Annotated in this window: 17 protein-coding genes and 1 pseudogene; 12 read left to right on the top strand and 6 right to left on the bottom strand. The window is 72.0% G+C overall.

The window, feature by feature from the left end; genetic code table 11:
* Positions 1–16: 16 nt before the first annotated feature.
* Complete coding sequence (locus OOK41_RS04010) at positions 17–454, bottom strand: hypothetical protein (protein ID WP_266263013.1); 438 nt, start codon at positions 452–454, stop codon at positions 17–19.
* Between the two features lie 365 nt (positions 455–819).
* On the opposite strand from OOK41_RS04010, the gene serS reads away from it, so the two are divergent.
* A complete protein-coding gene (gene serS / locus OOK41_RS04005; RefSeq protein WP_117668360.1) occupies positions 820–2,097 on the top strand; it encodes a serine--tRNA ligase in 1,278 nt (425 codons plus the stop codon).
* A 136-nt stretch (positions 2,098–2,233) separates the two neighbouring features.
* Here the strand turns inward: serS and OOK41_RS04000 are convergent, their stop codons facing one another.
* The 5 genes from OOK41_RS04000 to OOK41_RS03980 form a co-directional block, all read right to left on the bottom strand.
* Complete coding sequence (locus tag OOK41_RS04000) at positions 2,234–2,809, bottom strand: YcxB family protein (protein ID WP_117668359.1); 576 nt, start codon at positions 2,807–2,809, stop codon at positions 2,234–2,236.
* A 129-nt stretch (positions 2,810–2,938) separates the two neighbouring features.
* Positions 2,939–3,370, bottom strand: a complete 432-nt coding sequence (locus tag OOK41_RS03995; RefSeq protein WP_117668358.1) for a hypothetical protein — start codon at positions 3,368–3,370, stop codon at positions 2,939–2,941.
* A gap of 19 nt (positions 3,371–3,389) precedes the next feature.
* Entirely contained in the window at positions 3,390–3,650 is a 261-nt protein-coding gene (locus OOK41_RS03990) for a hypothetical protein (protein ID WP_117668357.1), read from the bottom strand.
* Positions 3,647–4,009 (bottom strand): DUF2089 domain-containing protein, encoded by a 363-nt coding sequence (locus OOK41_RS03985; RefSeq protein WP_117668356.1) that lies wholly within the window; start codon positions 4,007–4,009, stop codon positions 3,647–3,649. Before OOK41_RS03985 ends, OOK41_RS03990 begins: the two co-directional genes overlap by 4 nt.
* A gap of 156 nt (positions 4,010–4,165) precedes the next feature.
* Positions 4,166–4,873 (bottom strand): hypothetical protein, encoded by a 708-nt coding sequence (locus OOK41_RS03980; protein ID WP_266263012.1) that lies wholly within the window; start codon positions 4,871–4,873, stop codon positions 4,166–4,168.
* Positions 4,874–5,041: 168 nt separating this feature from the next.
* Here OOK41_RS03980 and OOK41_RS03975 point away from each other — a divergent pair, with 168 nt between their 5' ends.
* The 11 genes and pseudogenes from OOK41_RS03975 to hpnH all read left to right on the top strand — a co-directional run bounded on the left by OOK41_RS03975 (position 5,042) and on the right by hpnH (position 17,280).
* Entirely contained in the window at positions 5,042–5,656 is a 615-nt protein-coding gene (locus tag OOK41_RS03975) for a GNAT family N-acetyltransferase (protein WP_266263011.1), read from the top strand.
* Positions 5,653–6,576, top strand: a complete 924-nt coding sequence (locus OOK41_RS03970) for a PaaX family transcriptional regulator C-terminal domain-containing protein (RefSeq protein ID WP_266263010.1) — start codon at positions 5,653–5,655, stop codon at positions 6,574–6,576. Before OOK41_RS03975 ends, OOK41_RS03970 begins: the two co-directional genes overlap by 4 nt.
* 197 nt (positions 6,577–6,773) lie before the next feature.
* The gene (locus tag OOK41_RS03965) at positions 6,774–8,258 is read left to right on the top strand and encodes an MFS transporter (RefSeq protein WP_266263009.1); all 1,485 of its coding nucleotides are present in this window, start codon (positions 6,774–6,776) and stop codon (positions 8,256–8,258) included.
* 412 nt (positions 8,259–8,670) lie between these two features.
* A complete protein-coding gene (gene hpnC / locus OOK41_RS03960; RefSeq protein WP_266263008.1) occupies positions 8,671–9,528 on the top strand; it encodes a squalene synthase HpnC in 858 nt (285 codons plus the stop codon).
* Entirely contained in the window at positions 9,525–10,397 is an 873-nt protein-coding gene (gene hpnD, locus OOK41_RS03955; RefSeq protein ID WP_266263007.1) for a presqualene diphosphate synthase HpnD, read from the top strand. The genes hpnC and hpnD overlap by 4 nt, the downstream gene beginning before the upstream one ends.
* Positions 10,394–11,773: a hydroxysqualene dehydroxylase HpnE gene (gene hpnE / locus OOK41_RS03950; RefSeq protein WP_266263006.1), complete on the top strand. Its 1,380-nt coding sequence runs from the start codon at positions 10,394–10,396 to the stop codon at positions 11,771–11,773. The genes hpnD and hpnE overlap by 4 nt, the downstream gene beginning before the upstream one ends.
* Positions 11,770–12,777 carry a polyprenyl synthetase family protein gene (locus OOK41_RS03945; RefSeq protein ID WP_266263005.1) on the top strand — a complete coding sequence of 336 codons (1,008 nt, stop codon included), beginning with the start codon at positions 11,770–11,772 and terminating at the stop codon, positions 12,775–12,777. Before hpnE ends, OOK41_RS03945 begins: the two co-directional genes overlap by 4 nt.
* Complete coding sequence (shc, locus tag OOK41_RS03940) at positions 12,777–14,720, top strand: squalene--hopene cyclase (RefSeq protein WP_266263004.1); 1,944 nt, start codon at positions 12,777–12,779, stop codon at positions 14,718–14,720. The genes OOK41_RS03945 and shc overlap by 1 nt, the downstream gene beginning before the upstream one ends.
* 47 nt (positions 14,721–14,767) lie before the next feature.
* A pseudogene (locus OOK41_RS03935) lies at positions 14,768–15,310 on the top strand (hypothetical protein); the annotation flags it as partial.
* Between the two features lie 9 nt (positions 15,311–15,319).
* Positions 15,320–16,279: a 4-hydroxy-3-methylbut-2-enyl diphosphate reductase gene (gene ispH, locus OOK41_RS03930; RefSeq protein ID WP_266267725.1), complete on the top strand. Its 960-nt coding sequence runs from the start codon at positions 15,320–15,322 to the stop codon at positions 16,277–16,279.
* 2 nt (positions 16,280–16,281) lie between these two features.
* On the top strand, positions 16,282–17,280 hold the full coding sequence (gene hpnH / locus OOK41_RS03925) for an adenosyl-hopene transferase HpnH (RefSeq protein ID WP_266267724.1): 999 nt from the start codon (positions 16,282–16,284) through the stop codon (positions 17,278–17,280).
* The last annotated feature ends 11 nt before the right edge of the window (positions 17,281–17,291 follow it).

The raw sequence follows: 17,291 nt of genomic DNA, 5'->3' as shown, positions 1-17,291 counted from the left end.
GTCGTCGCGTCGGGTGTCAAGACTGTGGTTGCGCCGTCGGCAATCTGGCCCCCCGGCCAAGCGACGCCCAATAGTCTCCTGTCGGGTCATGAGCTGTCAGCCATCGTTCCAGCGAATCGATCGACGACCGGTGGGACTCCGAACTGACCTCGTGCCACCTGAGCAACAGCAACTCGTGTATCCGGACAGCCCGGCGGGCGAAACCGAGCACCCACGCGTCCACAGCCCGAGCGGCGGCGATCTCTTCGGCATGTCCGCGCAGCAGTGCGGTGCAGTCGATATCCGTAGCGATCTGGAATCCGTTACCGACCGCGAGGATGGCGAACTCGACGGTTCGATCACCCGAGTCGACGTCGACCGTCTGTGCGAAACCTATGACTTCGTCCGTTATGGGCCGAGGCATTCCGTTGCCGGCCGCGCCGGAAGGAACAACGTAGTGCACCCAGAACGTCATGGCCCGGATGCTATCCACCGCCGGGCCCTACGGGTTGACGTCCCGCCGCCGCGAGGTGGGCCACTGGCGTAGCCGCGCGGTGTACAGGGGTGACGAGATCGAGGTCGAGGGCCTGCTCAAGGGGCTCGCCGGTCCCGCCGTCGTCTCCCCGGGGGGCCGCCGTGCAGTACGGTCGCGCCCTCGACACGACGCTGGACGTCCGGACGCACCGCTTCGTCCCGGACCGGGGCGACGTGCGGATCTCCGGGACGTTGCGGATCGGCCGACGGGCCGTGGCGGACAGCCAGACCATCCGGCCTGGCCGAGACGTTATGCTCCGTACTTCGGACCACCTGATCGAACTACTGGGAAGAGACGGACAAGCGGTGCTTGACCTCGCGCAGTTGCTGACAGACACGGAAGCGGTAGCCGACCGGCTGGCGACCAAGGGGGTCGAGAAGTCCCTCGTACTGTCTGCCCGGGATGCGGTGGAACGCCGCCGCGCCGTACGGCTGGAACTCGACGGCCTGCGCGAGGAGATGAACCGTCGTTCCAAGGAGTCCGGCAGGATCATAGCCCGGGGTGGCGACGAGGCGGAGAAGATCCGCCAAGAGCTGATCACCCTGAAGCGGGACGTCGCGGACGCCGAGGTCCGGTTCCGTGAGGCGGAGCAGCATGAGCGGCAACTGCTGCTGGTGCTGCCCAACCTGCCCGCTCCGGAGGCCCCGGTCGGCAACGACGAGAGCCACAATGTCGTCCTTCGGTACGGCGGACCGGAAGCCAAGCCCGTCCCGGGTGCCCGGGCCCACTGGGACGTGGCCAGCGACCTGGGCATCTTCGAGCCGGAGCGGGCGGCCAAGCTGAGCGGCTCCGGCTTCTCGGTGCTGCGCGGTGACGGGGCACGCCTGCTCCGGGCCCTGGTACAGCTCGGTCTCGACCTCAACCGGGACACCTACGAGGAAACCGTCGTACCGCACTTCGTCCGCACCGCCACGATGGTGGGCACCGGTCACCTGCCGAAGTTCCAGGACGACGCGTACTCGACGGTCGATGACCTGTGGGCGGTGCCGACGGGCGAGGTGCCGCTGACCGGGCTGCACCGCGACGAACTGCTCGACGAGGCCCAGCTCCCGCTGCGGTACATGACGCACACCGCCTGCTTCCGGCGGGAGGCCGGCAGCGCGGGCAAGGACACCCGGGGGATGCAGCGCCTGCACGAGTTCCACAAGGTGGAACTCGTCCGGATCTGCCGCCCGGAGGAGGTGGCCGACGAGTTCGCCGCCCTCCTCGCGGACGCCGAGAAGACCCTGCTCGCCCTGGAGCTGCCCTACCGGGTGGTGGATCTGTGCACCGGCGATCTGACGTTCTCGTCGGCCCGGATCTTCGACCTGGAGGTCTACTCGCCGGGCGTCGACAAGTGGCTCGAGGTCTCCTCGGTCGGCGACTTCACCGACTTCCAGGCGCGGCGCAGCAACATCCGGTACCGGGCCGACAACAGCCGGCCACGATTCGCCTGCACCCTGAACGGCTCGGCGTTGGCGACCCCCCGGGTCTGGGCGGCTCTGATCGAGCACGGTCAGACCCCCGACGGGCAGGTCCGGCTGCCCGAGGCGCTCTGGCCGTACATGGGTGGCGAGTTCCTGAGGCCGTCGCCGCGACGGTGAGTCCCGGGCGAGCCGGGATGGTGCCCCGCCGGACGCTCTGCCGCCCGGCGGGGTTCCCCCTCGGTGCCGGCCGTCTCAGCTGGCCAGGTGGGTCATGAAGTGGCCGGGCGGCACCGTGCCGGTACCACTACACGTGTCACCGGGGACGTTCGCGGGCGTGGGTGGCGAGCATCGCGCGCAGTTGCGCCGGGTCGGCCTCGACCAGCCCGCGTTTCGGCAGCACCACTGACACTGCGCCGATGCCCTTCGACGCCAGCAGGACGAACGACCGGTTGGTCTCGATGTAGTAGGGATAGTGCGACCAGGCGGTCGTGGCGTCCCCGGTGCTGGTGCGGAGATGTACGCCGGTGTCGGTCGCCGTGGCGCGGACGGGCTGGGACAGCCAGGGGTTCCCGCGTACGAGGAGTCGAGCCTGCCAGCGATAGATCGCTGCGGTGAGAAGGCGGATCAGCAGGAGGGCGATCCCTGCGATGACGGCCGCCACCAGCAGCCCGATGGCCACCGCAATCGCGGCGGCACCCGCTGACAGTTCCCAGACCTCGGCGGAGACGAATCCCGATATGGCGGCGCCCAGTGCGGCGACCCCGAGCAGGGGAACCAGCCAACGACCCCACAGGCGGCGCTGCTGAGCGGCGACACTGTCGCGCAGATCGTCACGCGTCAGGGTGTAGGCAAGCTCAATCGGGCGGGTCTTGGCGACCTCGGACAACATGGATCAGAACCTTAGCGTGACGGGTCGTGTCGTGGCTCGCGCTGCCCGGAGCGAGTCCGCGCCCGACAGAGACGGCCGGACGGCCGCCCGACCCCGTGGTCCGGGCGGGCGTCCGGCGCTGTGGCGGTGTCACTCGCAGAACACCTGGACCTTGGTCCCGGGCTGGTCGACGTCGACGGTGACGTCGTCGAGTTGCTCGATGAGCTCCTCGATGTGCTGCGGCTTGAGCTGGGTGAGGTCGATCGGCACCCCTGATTTGTTCAGCTCCGCGTTGACCTGGGTGAGCGCCTGCGGAGGGATAAGGCTCGTGAGCCGGACCCCGGCACGCAGCAGCTGTAGCGGGACCCGGATGTTGACCCGGCCTGGCCCCTCGCCGCCGAGGTTGTCCTCCGAGTTCACCAGCACGCGCAGGTACTTGGGTCGGGGTTTCGGGCGGGGCGTGGCTCCCGGCGGCGACTCGGGCTGTTCTCGTTCGAGGGCGTCGATCAGCCGCTCGGCCTCGTCCGCGGTGATCTTCCCCTCGGCAAGCATCTGCAGGATCTGGCGGCGCTGCTCGTTCATTGCTGCTCCCCTCACTGACTCATCTGACGCTTACCAGCACGGCCGTTCGGCCCTGCTCAACCTCGATCCGGGTGCCGGGCAGCGCCCACAGCAGTTGCCCGGTGCCGCGCAGCGCGCCCACCGGGCTCACCCGGGTGGCGAGGCATGCGACCAGTCCGACCAGCACGACGAGCAGCAGCAGCGGTGACAGCACCAGCAGTACCGGCAGGACCGGGACGTACAGCCGCAGCCAGCGGCCGTCGGGACGGCGATGGCCCACCGTCACCAGATGCGGGATCATCGGGACCTCTCCAGCTCGGCCAGGGCCTCCTGGACGCTGATCTCCCCCCGCCGCAGGCGGTCGACGACGTCGGCGCCGGTGGGCGCCGGGTCGGTGTCGACGAAGTCGAGGTGCTCGGCGATCCGGTTCAGCCGGGACTTGATCGTCGGGTAGCTCACCCCGAAGATCCGCTCCATCTCCTTGATCGAACCGTGGGACCGTACGAACGCGGCAACGAACACCTGGTCGTCGATGCTGAGCTGAGCCAGCTGCGGCGGCTCGAACTGACCCTCGACCACGACGCCGCTGCCGGCGAGGCGGACCCGCTCGACCACGAACGGCTGTCCGTGCGTCAGGTCCGTCAGTTCCTGCCAGTCCACCCTCGGCTCCCTTGCGCTCGGCGACGCACCTACCATTCATTTGTATCTTGATTTTCTTAAGGCGTCAACGCGTAAATCTTGATTTTTCTAATTTGATCTTCAATTCTCGGCCGCCGACTCCTGCGTGCGGGCCGACGATCCCCTGGAATCGATCTTCTAGGCCGCTGCCGTCCCGTCCCCCGACTGGACCCGACGCCACCACTGCCTCTTGTCCGTGTCGCGTACGACGACACCGAGCTTGGCGAGTTCCTCGCGCAACTCCGCAACGTTCTTCTTGTCGTCCTTCTCCAGCGCCCGCTCCCGCGCTTTGAAGAGGGCGTTACTGCCGACGGGCTGGCCCGGCATGTCCTCGACCCATCGCTTGTAGTCGCCCTCGTAGGGGTCGCCGCCAGGGAGCCACGGATACCCGTGCGCCCGGAACGCATCCGCGAGCAACCGGTTCCCGGGCAGGTCGGCACCCTCGCTCTTGTTCTGTACGGCCAGTTCCTCGCCTCGCGCGCCAAGCACCACCAGCCGCTTGGCGTCGGCGAACACCCCGTGCACGGCGGTCCTCGGCACCCGCTGCGTGGAGTTGCCGCGGGCGACCGTCACCCGATCGTGCTCGATGGTGACGGTCACGTAGTCGTGTTCGGCCAGGAAGACGATCACGATCCCGGCCGTCAGTCCCACCAGCAGGCTGACGACCGTCACCCACGGCTCGGGGGCGTTGTTGATCAGGTCGACTGGCCCCTCCCACGGAACCCAGGGCCACGAGGCAGCCCAGTTGGCCAGCAGCTTCACCAGCCATCCGGCCAGCGCGCCCAGCAGGGGGAAACCTACTGCCACCAGCAGCCGGTCGGACCTCTTGTGCCGTACGACGGTCACGTCGCCCACCTCACGCACCTCTCTTCCTGCCGCGTCTCATCCACCTCAATAAACTATCACTTTCAAACCTATCGTACCTGATACGATAGGAGCGATGATCTAAGGTTTCGGCGGAGCGAGGGCGGGTCAATGGGCAAGTCGGGAGGCCCGATGCCGGGTGGTGCACGCGTGGAGCTGCGGCGCGGGGTTCCGTCGGGTAGCGAGGCGCGGGTGGCGGAGCTGTACTGGGAGGCGTTCGGGCGCAAGCTCGGTGCCGCACTCGGGCCGCCGGACAGGGCGCGGGCCTTCCTCGCGGCCCACGTTCATGCCGACCGGGGCCTCGTCGCCCTCGTGGGCGGAGAGGTCGCCGGAGTGGCGGGCTACCGGCTCGGCGGACACGCTCTGATCGGTGGTGGCGCACGGGACGTGCTGTCCGCGTACGGAACCGTCCGCGGGCTGCCACGGGTCGCCCTGCTCGCACTCATGGAACGTCGCGGCGCCCCCGGCGAACTCCTGATGGACGGCATCGCCGTCGATGCCGGGCAGCGCGGGGCGGGGATCGGCGGCCTGCTGCTGCGGGAGGTCGCGGCGGTAGCGGCCGACGCCGCCTGCCACCACGTCCGGCTCGACGTCATCGACGTCAACCCGCGCGCCCGCGCCCTGTACGAACGGCACGGCTACACCGCCGTACGTACCCAACGAACTCCATGGCTGCGCCGCCTCATGGGCTTCGGCGCCGTCACCACCATGCACCGGCCCGTCACCCCGGCCGACTCCGCCCGACGTGTGCAGGAGGCACCATGAACAGCCCCGCCCCGGCTGCGGACGCGGCCCAACCGCCCGTTCCCACCCGGATGTTGGTGCACGCCCTGATCCGTGCGGACGGCACCGTCGACGCCGGCCAGCTCTACACGGTCGCCGGGGTGCTCGGGATGTCCGACCAGCAGGTCCGGCTCTGCCTCAAACGCCTCGTCGCCGAGGGCCTGTTCACCCACGAGGGCCGTGGCCGCAAGGCCCTGCTCCACGCAGCCCCGGACGCCACCGGCATGGTCGTCCCGGAAGTCGGGTACGTCCGCCACGCCTACCGGCAGGACCTCGGACTCGCCCCCTGGGACGGCACCTGGCGGCTGTTCGCCTTCGCCGTGCCGGAGGCCAGCAGGACTGCACGCGACGCCTTGCGCGACAGCCTCCTGCGGCTCGGCGCGGCACCGATCCAGGGCGGCCTCTACGTCAGCGCGAACCCCATCGGCGACCTCGTCGAGCCCCAGGCCCGCCACCTGGGGGTCGCCGCGTCGGTGACCTACTTCACCAGCAACGACCTCCGCATGGGCGACCTGAGCGACCCGCCCTCCCTGGCCGCCGCGCTATGGCCGCTAGCCGACATCGCAGCCAGGTACCAGCAACTCGCCCACCTGGCACGCCACCTCCTGGATGCGCTGACCCGGCTCGACTCCGCTGTCCCGGACCGCGTCGACGGCCCTGGCGGTCATGCCGGTTCTGAGAGGCTCGCCATGACCGTCCGCCTCGCTGCGGCGTTCACCCACGCGATGGAGCCCGACCCCCTCCTGCCCCCCGAACTGCTGCCCCAGCCCTGGCCGGGCACGACCGCCCGCCGGCTCGCCGCGGACTGCTGGTCCGCACTCGCCGAGTCCGACCGCCGGAACACCGAGAGCGGCCCGCCCCCACGCCTCTTCACCCTGTACGAGGACCTGGTGCCCCGTTAGGCGGTGGGCCTCACCTCCCAGGGCAGCCAGCATTCGGTGCCGCCTGTTACCGGCCAGGCCAGTCGACTCCCTCTCTCGGGTTACCGAGCCACGCCGCTCATCCCCCCACTCGGTGATTGCGGCGCGGGCGGCCCGCTGGTCGGCCAGAGTCGGAGTGAGCACTGACCGGGTGCTGGGCGGGAGCGGATCGGGCGATCATGGCGAGGCCGGCCGAGAGCAGCCACGACGGGCGCCTGCGCGGCGGGCCGGGGCGGGTGGTCGCGCGAGCGACGGCTCGACTGCTCGGCGGGCCGGGCCGCGCCCGCGTCGTGTTGCTGCTGGGTGCGGCGCTGGCGCTGAACAGTGCGGACACCGGCACGCTCGGAGCGGCCGCGAACCAGTTGGAAGCGGACCTCGATATCAACCACGCCCAGCTCGGCCTGTTGGCCTCCGCGTCCTCCGGGGTCGGGGCCATCGCCTCCGTGCCGCTGGGCGTGCTCGCCGACCGGACCAACCGGGTGCGCCTGCTGGTGATCACCACCGCGCTCTGGGCAGCCGCCATGGTCCTCGGCGGTCTCGCGCCCAGCTACGAGTGGCTGCTATTGTCCAGGCTGCTGCTCGGCGCTGCCCTGGCCGCGGCCGGGCCCGTGGTGGTCTCGCTGATCGGCGACTTCGTCCCACCAGCCGAGCGCGCCGGGGTGCTCGGCTGGATCCTCACCGGCGAGCTCGTCGGCGCTGGCACCGGTCTGCTGGTCGGCGGCGAGATCGCGGCGGCGTACTCCTGGCGGTACGCGTTCTTCCTACTCGCGGTGGCGAGTGCGGGCCTGTCGGTGGCGCTGTGGCGGCGGCTGCCCGAACCCGCCCGGGTTGGCGCCGGCTGGCTGCCCGCCAACCGGAGCGCGTCCGAGCCCGGACCGCGACCGGATTCCGGGCAGCAGCCGACCGACCGGGCACGGGCGGCGGTGTCCGCCCGTGGGGTCGTGCCGGCGAGCGATCGGGTGCTGACCGGTGATCCGAGCGGACAGTCCCTGGCCCGCGCGGCCGGGTACCTGCTCTCGATCCCCACGAACCGACTGCTGATCGTGGCCTCGGCGATGGGCTACTTCTTCTTCGCGGGTATGCGCACGTTCATCGTCGTCTTCGCCGTTCGTCACTTCGGTATCTCGCAGACGGCGCTCGGCGCCCTCGTGCCGGTCATCGGGGTGGTGGCCGTGACCGGCACGGTGCTCGCCGGCCGGCTCACCGACCGTGCGCTGGCCCGCGGACACACCAACGTCCGCGTCGTTGTGCCGGCCGCCGGCTTCGTCGCCGCCGCACTCCTGTTCGTGCCCGGAGTGTGGTTCACCTCGGTGGCGGTGGCGCTTCCGCTGATCGCGCTCGGAGCTGGCGCGCTCGCGGTGTCCAACCCGCCGCTGGACGCTGCCCGGCTGGACATCGTCCCCGGCCGGTTGTGGGGGCGGGCGGAGAGCCTCCGGACAGTCCTGCGGCTCGCCGCCGAGGCGACCGCCCCGGCCACCTTCGGCTGGCTGGCCGACCAGCTCGGCGGCGCGGCGGGACGATCCAGCGGCGTCGGCCTGCGCAACGCCTTCCTGATCATGCTGGTCCCGTTGGCGGCCAACGGCCTGATCATGATCGCCGCACGGCGCAGCTATCCGGTTGACGTGGCCACGGCGGCGGAGTTGGACCGGGTACCGAACGGCTGATCGGAGGCCACCAGCCAGCCGACACCGCCGCCCGGTCGGGGTGAGGCATAAATGCGATTTCAAGCGGTAGAGGGTGATTAGCCTGGTTATGCTCGTTTTGCAGATGTTCCAGGTAGCTCCATCGTCCACGGCGCCGCCCGCACCACCCTCGGTCGGATCCACCGCATCGCGGCAGACAGTGCAACGTTCCGCTGTCAGGGGTGCCGCACGGCGACCGGGCCGATCTGTCCGCCGAGTACGGCCTGGACGCCCACGGCAGTTGCGCGGACGCGCTGCGCCGGTTGTCGTGGCCCGGCACCGGCAGCCGGGTTGCGGCGCGGCGGGTACGGGCGAGCGTCTGGGGCGGGCTGACCCAGCTCGCCGGTCGAGCTTCCGCTGTTCACGCCCAGAGGAACGAAGGAGAGAACCACGGATGGGTCCACCAGCCATCGCCCCTGACATACGTCGGGTGGAGCAGGCCCGGGCGCGGGAGAACTTTCCGGTCGCCATGCGGGTGCTGCCGGCACGGTACCGTCGTCACCTCGTCGCACTGTACGGCTACGCCCGCCACGTCGACGACCTCGGCGACGAACCGCTGGACGGCGGGCACGACCGGCTCGCCGCCCTGGACCATGTCGAGGCCGAGCTTCGCAGCCTCTACGCGGGCGCCGACGTGCACCACCCGGTGCTGCGCGCCCTCGCACCCACCGTGGCCGAGTGCCGGTTGCCGCTGGACACACTCGTCCGGCTGATCGAGGCGAACCGGGTCGACCAGCACGTCACCCGCTACGCCACCTTCGAGCAGCTCGTCGGCTACTGCACCTTGTCGGCCAATCCGGTCGGCGAGCTGGTCCTGCACGTCTTCGGGCAGGGCACCCCGGCGGCCGTCGCGTTGTCCGATCGGATCTGCACCGCCCTGCAGCTCATCGAGCACCTGCAGGACGTGGCCGAGGACCACCGCCGTGGCCGGGTCTACCTGCCGGCGGCCGACCTGGAGCGGTTCGAGGTTACCGAGGCGGACCTCGCCCGCCCCAGCGCCGGACGCCAACTGCGGGAGCTGATCGGATTCGAGGCGGAACGGGCTCGCGCCTGGCTCGACGCCGGGGCTCCGCTGGTGTCGGCGCTGCACGGCTGGGGCCGGCGCGCGGTCGGCGGCTACCTGGCCGGCGGCCGGGCCACGCTCGACGCGCTGGCCGCCGCCGACCACGACCCGTTGGCGGTCACGGTCCGGCCCCGCCGCCGGCGCATCCTCGGCAACTGGCTGGCCGCCACCGTCCGGGGTGCCGGATGACCACGACGACCACCCGGACCGAGGCCGCGTACCGGCACTGTGAGCTGATCACCCGAGCCCAGGCGGCCAACTTCGCGTACGGCATCCGGCTGCTGCCTGCGCCGAAACGGCGGGCGCTGTCGGCAATCTATGCCGCCGCCCGCCGCGTCGACGATATCGGGGACGGCACACTGCCTCCCGACGAGAAGCTGGACGCGTTGGCCCGGACCCGGGCCGCCCTGCACCGGCTTCCCGAGGACAGCGGTGGCGACCCGGTGCTCGCCGCGCTCGGCGACGCCGCGACGCGGATGCCAATCCCGCTGACGGCCTTCGACGAGCTCATCGACGGTTGCGTCGCAGACGTGACGGGCCACCGCTACGACACCTTCGACGACCTGCTCTGGTACTGCCGCTGCGTGGCCGGATCGATCGGCCGGCTCTCCCTCGGCGTGTTCGGGACCGGCCAGCCGGACCGGGCTGCTCTGCTGGCCGACGCGCTGGGCGTGGCCCTGCAGCTGACCAACATCCTGCGCGACCTGGTCGAGGACCGGGTCGGCGCTCGCGTCTACCTGCCGGCCGAAGACCTGGACCGGTTCGGCTGCACCCTCCGCCTGGACGGGGCCGGCTTCGCCGATCCACCGGAGCGGCTGGTGGAGCTGGTGCGCTTCCAGGCCGCCCGGGCCGAGCGCTGGTACGACGTCGGGCTGCAACTGCTGCCCATGCTGGACCGGCGCAGCGCAGCCTGCACCGCCGCGATGGCCGGCATCTACCGTCGTCTGCTCACCCGGATCGCGGCCGATCCGCTGGCGGTCACCCGCAGTCGCGTCTCGTTGCCCGGCTGGGAGAAGGCATGGGTGGCGGCGCGCGCCCTCGTCGGCCGGGACGCATGACCGGGCCGGCCGCGCAGCCGGGGGGCGGTTCCGGCACGGTGTGCGTGATCGGCGGCGGGCTGGCCGGGATCGCGGCGGCGATCCGGCTCGCCGATCTCGGCCTGTCCGTGACGCTGCTGGAGGCCCGGCCGGAGCTGGGCGGCGCGACCTACTCCTTCCGCCGCGACGGCCTCAGCGTGGACACCGGCCAGCACGTCTTTCTGCGCTGCTACCACGCCTACCGACGGCTGTTGGACCGGCTCGGCACGGCCGGCGACACCAACCTGCAGCCGCGGTTCACGGTGCCGGTGCTGCTGCCGGGACGCCGGCCGCAGGTGCTGGTCCGGGGCCGGCTGCCGGCCCCGGCGCACCTGCTGCCGGCCCTGGCCGGGTACCGGCTGCTCAGCCCGGCGGAACGGCTCGCCGCCGTTCGGGCCAGCGCCGCGCTGCGGCACGTCGACCCGGACCTGCCCGCCACCGACGGGCGCAGCTTCGGCGACTGGCTCGCCTCGCACGGGCAGAGCCGCCGGGCGGTCCAGCGGCTGTGGGATCTGATCACCGTGGCGGCCCTGAACCTGCCCAGCACTCACGCGTCGCTGGCGCTGGCGGCTCGGGTGTTTCGAACCGGGCTGCTGGAGGCCGCGGACGCCGGTGACATCGGCCGGCCGCTCGTCCCGCTGACCGACCTGCACGGCGTTCCCGCCCGTCGGCTGCTCGGCCGGCTCGGCGTCCGGGTCCACACCAGGGCGCGGGTGCGGTGGATCCGCCCGGAGGCGACCGGCTTCCGGATCGGTGCGGACGACACCGAACTGGACGCGGACAGCGTGGTGCTGTCCGTGCCGCACCAGGCCGCCGCGGCGCTGGTGCCGCCTGTCGCCGCGCCCACCGCCGAGCAGTGGCGCCGGCTGGGCGCGGCGCCCATCGTCAACGTGCACCTGCGCTACGCCGCCAAGGTCACCGACCTCGGCATGGCCGCCGCCGTGGAGTCCCCGGCACAGTGGATCTTCGACCGGTCGGTGCCGGGCGGGAACGGCGAGCAGCATCTGGTGGTGTCGCTGTCGGCCGCCGACGCGGAGATCAACCGGCCGACGGCGGAGCTGGTGTCGGCGCAGCGCCAGGCGCTCGCCGACCTGTTCCCGGCCGCGCGACACACCCAGGTACGCGACGCGTTCGTGACCCGGGAGCCCAGAGCCACCTTCCGGCAGGCACCCGGCACCCGGGCGTACCGGCCGGGTGCGGCCACCCGCCTGCCGCGGCTGGTACTGGCCGGCGCATGGACCGACACCGGCTGGCCGGACACGATGGAGGGCGCGGTACGCAGCGGCGAGGACGCCGCCGACGTCGTCGCCCGTCAGCTCCTGTCCCGGCCCCGACACCATTCGGAGGCCGCATCATGACCGTCGCACGCAGCCGCGACATGGAGCAGATCCAGACCTTGGTCAAGCCGGCGATCTGTGCCCTACTGGACCGGCTGGATCCGGGCAACCGCCTGGTCGGGGGCTACCAGCTCGGCTACTGGGACGCGGACGGGTCACCCGCCGCCAGCCACGGCAAGGGACTACGTCCGGCGCTGGCGCTGCTGTCGGCCCGGGCCACCGGCGCCGAGCCGACCGCCGGGGTGCCTGCCGCCGCCGCCGTGGAACTGGCGCACAACTTCTCCCTGCTGCACGACGACCTGATGGACGGCGACACCGAGCGCCGCCACCGGCCGACCGCGTGGACCGTGTTCGGGGTCGGCCCGGCCATCCTGGCCGGCGACGCCCTGATCGGGTTGGCCTACGAGGCGCTCGTCGAGACCCCCGGGGGTTGCCCGGCCGCCCGACGGCTCGCGCTGGACATCCGGGCCCTGGTCGCCGGTCAGGCGGCCGACCTGGACTTCGAGCGGCGCGACGACGTCACTCTCGACGAGTGCCTGCGGATGGCGGAGCAGAAGACGGCCGCGTTGCTGGCCGGCGCGTGTGCCCTGGGCGCGATTCTCTGCGGCGGTCCACCGAACCTGATCGACGGACTGTCCCGCTTCGGACGCCACCTCGGACTGGCCTTCCAGCTCGTCGACGACCTGCTGGGCGTCTGGGGGGACCCGCGACGGACCGGCAAGCCGGTCGGCTCGGACCTGCGGGCACGCAAGCGGAGCATCCCGGTCGTACGGGCGGTGACCAGCGGTCAGGCCGCCGGCCGGGCCCTGGCCGAGCGGTACCGGTCGCCGCAGCCACTGACCGACGAGGACGTGGCCCGCGTGAGCGCGCTGATCGAGGCGACCGGTGCCCGGGACTGGACCGCGCAGCGGGCAGCGCAGGAGACGGAGCGGGCACGGGCGGAACTCGACGCGCTCGACCTTCCCGACGACGTACGCGACGAGTTCGCCTGTATCGCCACCTTCACCACCGGACGGGACCATTGATGACCGAGCTGCTGTCGTCGAAGCCGAAGCCCACCACCACGACCCAGGCGGGCGGGACGACGTCCGACCCGGCCTGGGCGGCCCTGCGCCGGGCCCGGGAGCACCTGCTCGGGCTGCAGGACGACGCCGGCTGGTGGAAGGGGAACCTGGCCACGAACGTCACCATGGACGCCGAGGACCTGCTGCTGCGGCAGTTCCTGGGCATCCGGACCGCCGAGCAGACCGCCGAGTCGGCCCGGTGGATCCGCTCCCAGCAGCGCCCGGACGGCTCGTGGGCCACCTTCCATGGCGGGCCGGGAGACCTCTCCACCACCATCGAGGCGTACCTGGCCCTGCGGTTGGCCGGAGACACCCCCGACGCGCCGCATCTCGCGGCCGCGGCCCGGTTCGTCCGCGCCGGGGGCGGGCTGGCGGCGAGCCGGGTGTTCACCCGGTTCTGGCTGGCCCTGTTCGGCCACTGGCCCTGGTCGCAGCTACCGGCCGTCCCGCCCGAGCTGGTGCTGCTGCCGCACTGGATGCCGTTCAACGTCTACGACTTCGCGTGCTGGGCCCGGCAGACCATCGTCCCACTGTCCATCGTCCGTGCGCTGCGCCCGGTGCGGGGCCTCGGCTTCACCATCGACGAACTGCGCACCCCCGCAGCAGCACCGCGACCGCCGCGGCTGCGGTCCCGGGCCGGGGTGCTGCATCGGCTGGACCGGCTCGCCAACGGCTACGAGCGGATCGCCCGGGGACCGGTACGGCGACACGCGCTGCGCCGGGCCGCCGAGTGGATCGTGGCCCGCCAGGAGGCCGACGGCTCCTGGGGCGGAATCCAGCCGCCATGGGTCTACTCGCTGATGGCGCTGCGCCTGCTCGGCTATCCGCTGGACCACCCCGTGCTCCGCGCCGGGCTGGAGGGGCTGGAGCGGTTCACGGTGCGCGAGCAGACCGAGGACGGCCCGGTTCGCTGGCTGGAGGCGTGCCAGTCACCGGTGTGGGACACCGCGCTCGCGGTCACCGCGCTGTCGGACGCCGGACTGCCGGCCGGGCATCCCGCCCTGGTCAGGGCCGGCACGTGGCTCCTCGACGAGGAGATCCGGGTGCGCGGTGACTGGTCCGTCCGCCGGCCGGCGACCCCCGTGGGCGGCTGGGCCTTCGAGTTCCACAACGACGGGTACGCCGACACCGACGACACCGCCGAGGTGATCATGGCGTTGCGGCGCACCGGCGTATCGGCGGAGGCCGCCGTGCTGCGGGGCACCCGCTGGCTGCTCGGCATGCAGTGCCGCGATGGCGGCTGGGGCGCCTTCGACGCCGACAACACCCGGGCAATCGTCGGCGATCTGCCGTTCTGCGACTTCGGCGAGGTCATCGACCCGCCCAGCGCGGACGTGACCGCGCACATCGTCGAGGCGCTCGCGGCGGAGAACTTCGCCGGCACGCCACCGGTACGCCGCGGCGTGCAGTGGCTGCTGCGGGCCCAGGAGCCGGACGGTTCCTGGTTCGGCCGCTGGGGCGCCAACCACGTCTACGGCACCGGGGCGGTGGTGCCCGCCCTGGTGGCTGCCGGGGTCAAGCCCGGCCACCCGGCGATCCGGGCGGCGGTCGACTGGCTGCTGGCGCACCAGAACCCGGACGGCGGATGGGGCGAGGACCTGCGCTCATACCGGGACCCGTCCTGGATCGGGCGGGGCGAGTCCACCGCGTCGCAGACCGCCTGGGCGCTGCTCGCGCTGCACGCCGCCGGGCACGGCTCCGGCGAGCCGGCCCAGTGCGGGGTGCGCTGGCTGGTCGACACCCAGCGCGCGGACGGCGGCTGGGACGAGCCGCACTACACCGGGACCGGCTTCCCCGGCGACTTCTACATCAACTACGGCATGTACCGGCTGGTCTTTCCGATCAGCGCGCTTGGCCGGATCCTGAACGCGCGGAGCGGCCTGACCGCCGAGGTGGTGCCGTGACCGAGCCAGCAACGTCCGCCGGTCTGGCCTGGACCCTGTACGCGCCGATGCGGCTGGAGGCGACGGCGCTGCGGCGAGGGCTGACCGGCCTCGACCCGGGACGGTGGCCGGCGCTGCGGCTTACTGGCACCGGAGCGCGCCGCGCCCGGTCGGCCGCCGCCACCCGGCCGACCGGGACGACCCCGGTCGCGGTCGCCGGTATCGGCGGTGGGCTGGTGCCCGGGCTGGCCCCAGGCGACGTCGTGGTGGCCACCGAGGTCCGCACCGACCCTCGCGCCGGACGCCCAGGACCGCAGGTGCTGCCGATGCCGGCCGCCGCCCTGCTCGCCGCCGCGCTGCGCCGCCGCGGGCTGCGGGTGCACCTCGGTCCGGTGCTGACCACGACCCGACTGGTCGATGGCGCGGCCAGGGCCCGGCTGGCCGGGACCGGCGCGCTGGTCGCCGACCTGGAGTCGGCGTGGCTGCTGGGCGGATGCGGCGACCGGCCGACCGCCTGCGTCCGGGTGGTCGCCGACACCGCAACCGGACCGCTGTACCGACCGGCCACGCTGCGCCGGATCCGCACCGCCCTGCGGGTGCTGTCCGCGGTGGCAGCGGCACTGGCCGAGTGGGCGGCGGCGGCAGGCAGCGTCGACCAGGTCCTGCTGGCCTCGCCCCGCTCGTTCTGCGCCGGGGTGGAACGGGCGATCGCGGTGGTGGACCAGGCGTTGCGACGGCACGGGCCGCCGATCTACGTCCGTAAGCAGATCGTGCACAACGCCCGGGTCGTGGCCGACCTGCAGGCCCGTGGCGCGGTCTTCGTGGACGAACTCGACGAGGTCCCCGACGGTTCGCTCACCATCTTCTCCGCGCACGGAGTGGCTCCCGCGGTGCGCCGGGAGGCCGCCGACCGGCACCTGCCGGTGATCGACGCCACCTGCCCCCTGGTGACCAAGGTGCACGCCGAGGCCCGCCGGTTCGCCGGCCGGGGCGACACGGTGCTGCTGATCGGGCACGCTGGCCACGAGGAGACCGAGGGCACTCTCGGCGAGGCGCCCGAGCGGATCCGGCTGGTGCCGGACGCGGCCGCCGCCGAGACGGTGCAGGTGACCGACCCGTCCCGGGTGTCCTACCTGGTGCAGACCACGCTGGCGGTGGACGAGGCGGCGGGGATCGTCGACACGCTGCGCCAGCGCTTCCCGGCGCTGACCGGGCCCGGCTCCGACGACATCTGCTACGCCACCACGAACCGGCAGGGGGCGATCACCGCGGTCGCCGAGCGGGCCGACGTCGTGCTGGTGGTCGGATCGACCAACTCCTCCAACTCCCGTCGGCTGGTCGAGGTCGCCGAGCGGGCCGACGCGCGTTCCCACCTGGTCGACGACGTGGGCGGCGTGGACCTGCGCTGGCTGGCCGGCGCGACAACGGTCGGGGTGACCGCCGGCGCATCGGCACCGCCCGGCCTGGTCGACGAGCTCGTCGCGGCACTCACCGCGCTCGGTGCGCGGGAGGTGAGCGAGCACACCACAACCGTCGAAGACGTCAGCTTCACCCTTCCCAAGGAGGTACGCCAGCCGTGAGCATGCCCGTGCGCCAGAGCCTGCGGATCGCCAGTTACCTGATCGAACAGAAGCTGCGCGGCCGGAAACGGTTTCCGCTGCTACTGGAGCTGGAGCCGTTGTTCGCCTGCAACCTCAAGTGCGCCGGCTGCGGCAAGATCCAACAGCCGGCGAGCCTGCTGAAGCGCCGGATGCCGGTGGAACAGGCACTGGCCGCCGTGGAGGAGTGCGGAGCGCCCATGATCTCCATCGCGGGCGGTGAGCCCCTCATGCATCCCGAGATCGACACCCTGGTTGCCGAACTGGTGCACCGGAAGAAGTACGTCTTCCTCTGCACCAACGCGGTCCTGCTGCCCAAGAAGATCGACAAGTTCCGGCCGTCGCCGTACTTCGCCTTCACCGTGCACATCGACGGCCTGCGCGAGCGGCACGACGCGGCGGTGTGCAAGGACGGCGTCTTCGACGCCGCGGTGGCGGCCGTACGGGAGGCCCAGCGGCGTGGCTTCCGGGTTACCACCAACACCACCTTCTTCAACACCGACACCCCGCAGACCGTCATCGAGGTGCTCGACTACCTCAACGACGACCTGCGGGTGGACGAAATGATGATCTCCCCGGCGTACGCCTACGAGAAGGCGCCGAACCAGGACCACTTCCTGGGCGTCACGGAGACCAGGGAGCTGTTCCGCAAGGCCTTCGCGGGTGGCCGGCGGGCCCGCTGGCGGCTCAACCACTCGCCGCTGTTCCTGGACTTCCTGGAAGGCCGGATGGACTTTTCCTGCACCGCATGGGCCATCCCGTCGTACTCGCTGCTGGGCTGGCAGCGACCCTGTTACCTGATGGCCGACGGGTACACCACCACCTACCGGGAGTTGCTGGACTCCACCGACTGGAACAGCTACGGCCGGGGTCGCGACGCCCGCTGCGCGAACTGCATGGCGCACTGCGGGCACGAGCCGACTGCGGTGCTGGCGACGATGTCCTCGCTGCGGCAGTCGCTGCGGGCGGTACGCGGCGGCTGAGGCCCGCGCTA

It is taken from the genome of Micromonospora sp. NBC_01655 (assembly GCF_026339755.1).
GTDB lineage: Bacteria > Actinomycetota > Actinomycetes > Mycobacteriales > Micromonosporaceae > Micromonospora.
The sequence above is the reverse complement of the archived record's forward strand: the minus strand, read 5'-3'. Positions and strand labels throughout refer to the sequence as shown.

Coding starts and splice junctions, on each gene's coding strand:
- OOK41_RS04010 (WP_266263013.1), bottom strand. CDS start 454: ATGACGTTCTGGGTGCACTACGTTGTTCCTTCCGGCGCGGCCGGCAAC.
- OOK41_RS04000 (WP_117668359.1), bottom strand. CDS start 2,809: ATGTTGTCCGAGGTCGCCAAGACCCGCCCGATTGAGCTTGCCTACACC.
- OOK41_RS03995 (WP_117668358.1), bottom strand. CDS start 3,370: ATGAACGAGCAGCGCCGCCAGATCCTGCAGATGCTTGCCGAGGGGAAG.
- OOK41_RS03990 (WP_117668357.1), bottom strand. CDS start 3,650: ATGATCCCGCATCTGGTGACGGTGGGCCATCGCCGTCCCGACGGCCGC.
- OOK41_RS03970 (WP_266263010.1), top strand. CDS start 5,653: ATGAACAGCCCCGCCCCGGCTGCGGACGCGGCCCAACCGCCCGTTCCC.
- OOK41_RS03965 (WP_266263009.1), top strand. CDS start 6,774: ATGGCGAGGCCGGCCGAGAGCAGCCACGACGGGCGCCTGCGCGGCGGG.
- hpnC (WP_266263008.1), top strand. CDS start 8,671: ATGGGTCCACCAGCCATCGCCCCTGACATACGTCGGGTGGAGCAGGCC.
- hpnD (WP_266263007.1), top strand. CDS start 9,525: ATGACCACGACGACCACCCGGACCGAGGCCGCGTACCGGCACTGTGAG.
- hpnE (WP_266263006.1), top strand. CDS start 10,394: ATGACCGGGCCGGCCGCGCAGCCGGGGGGCGGTTCCGGCACGGTGTGC.
- OOK41_RS03945 (WP_266263005.1), top strand. CDS start 11,770: ATGACCGTCGCACGCAGCCGCGACATGGAGCAGATCCAGACCTTGGTC.
- shc (WP_266263004.1), top strand. CDS start 12,777: ATGACCGAGCTGCTGTCGTCGAAGCCGAAGCCCACCACCACGACCCAG.
- hpnH (WP_266267724.1), top strand. CDS start 16,282: ATGCCCGTGCGCCAGAGCCTGCGGATCGCCAGTTACCTGATCGAACAG.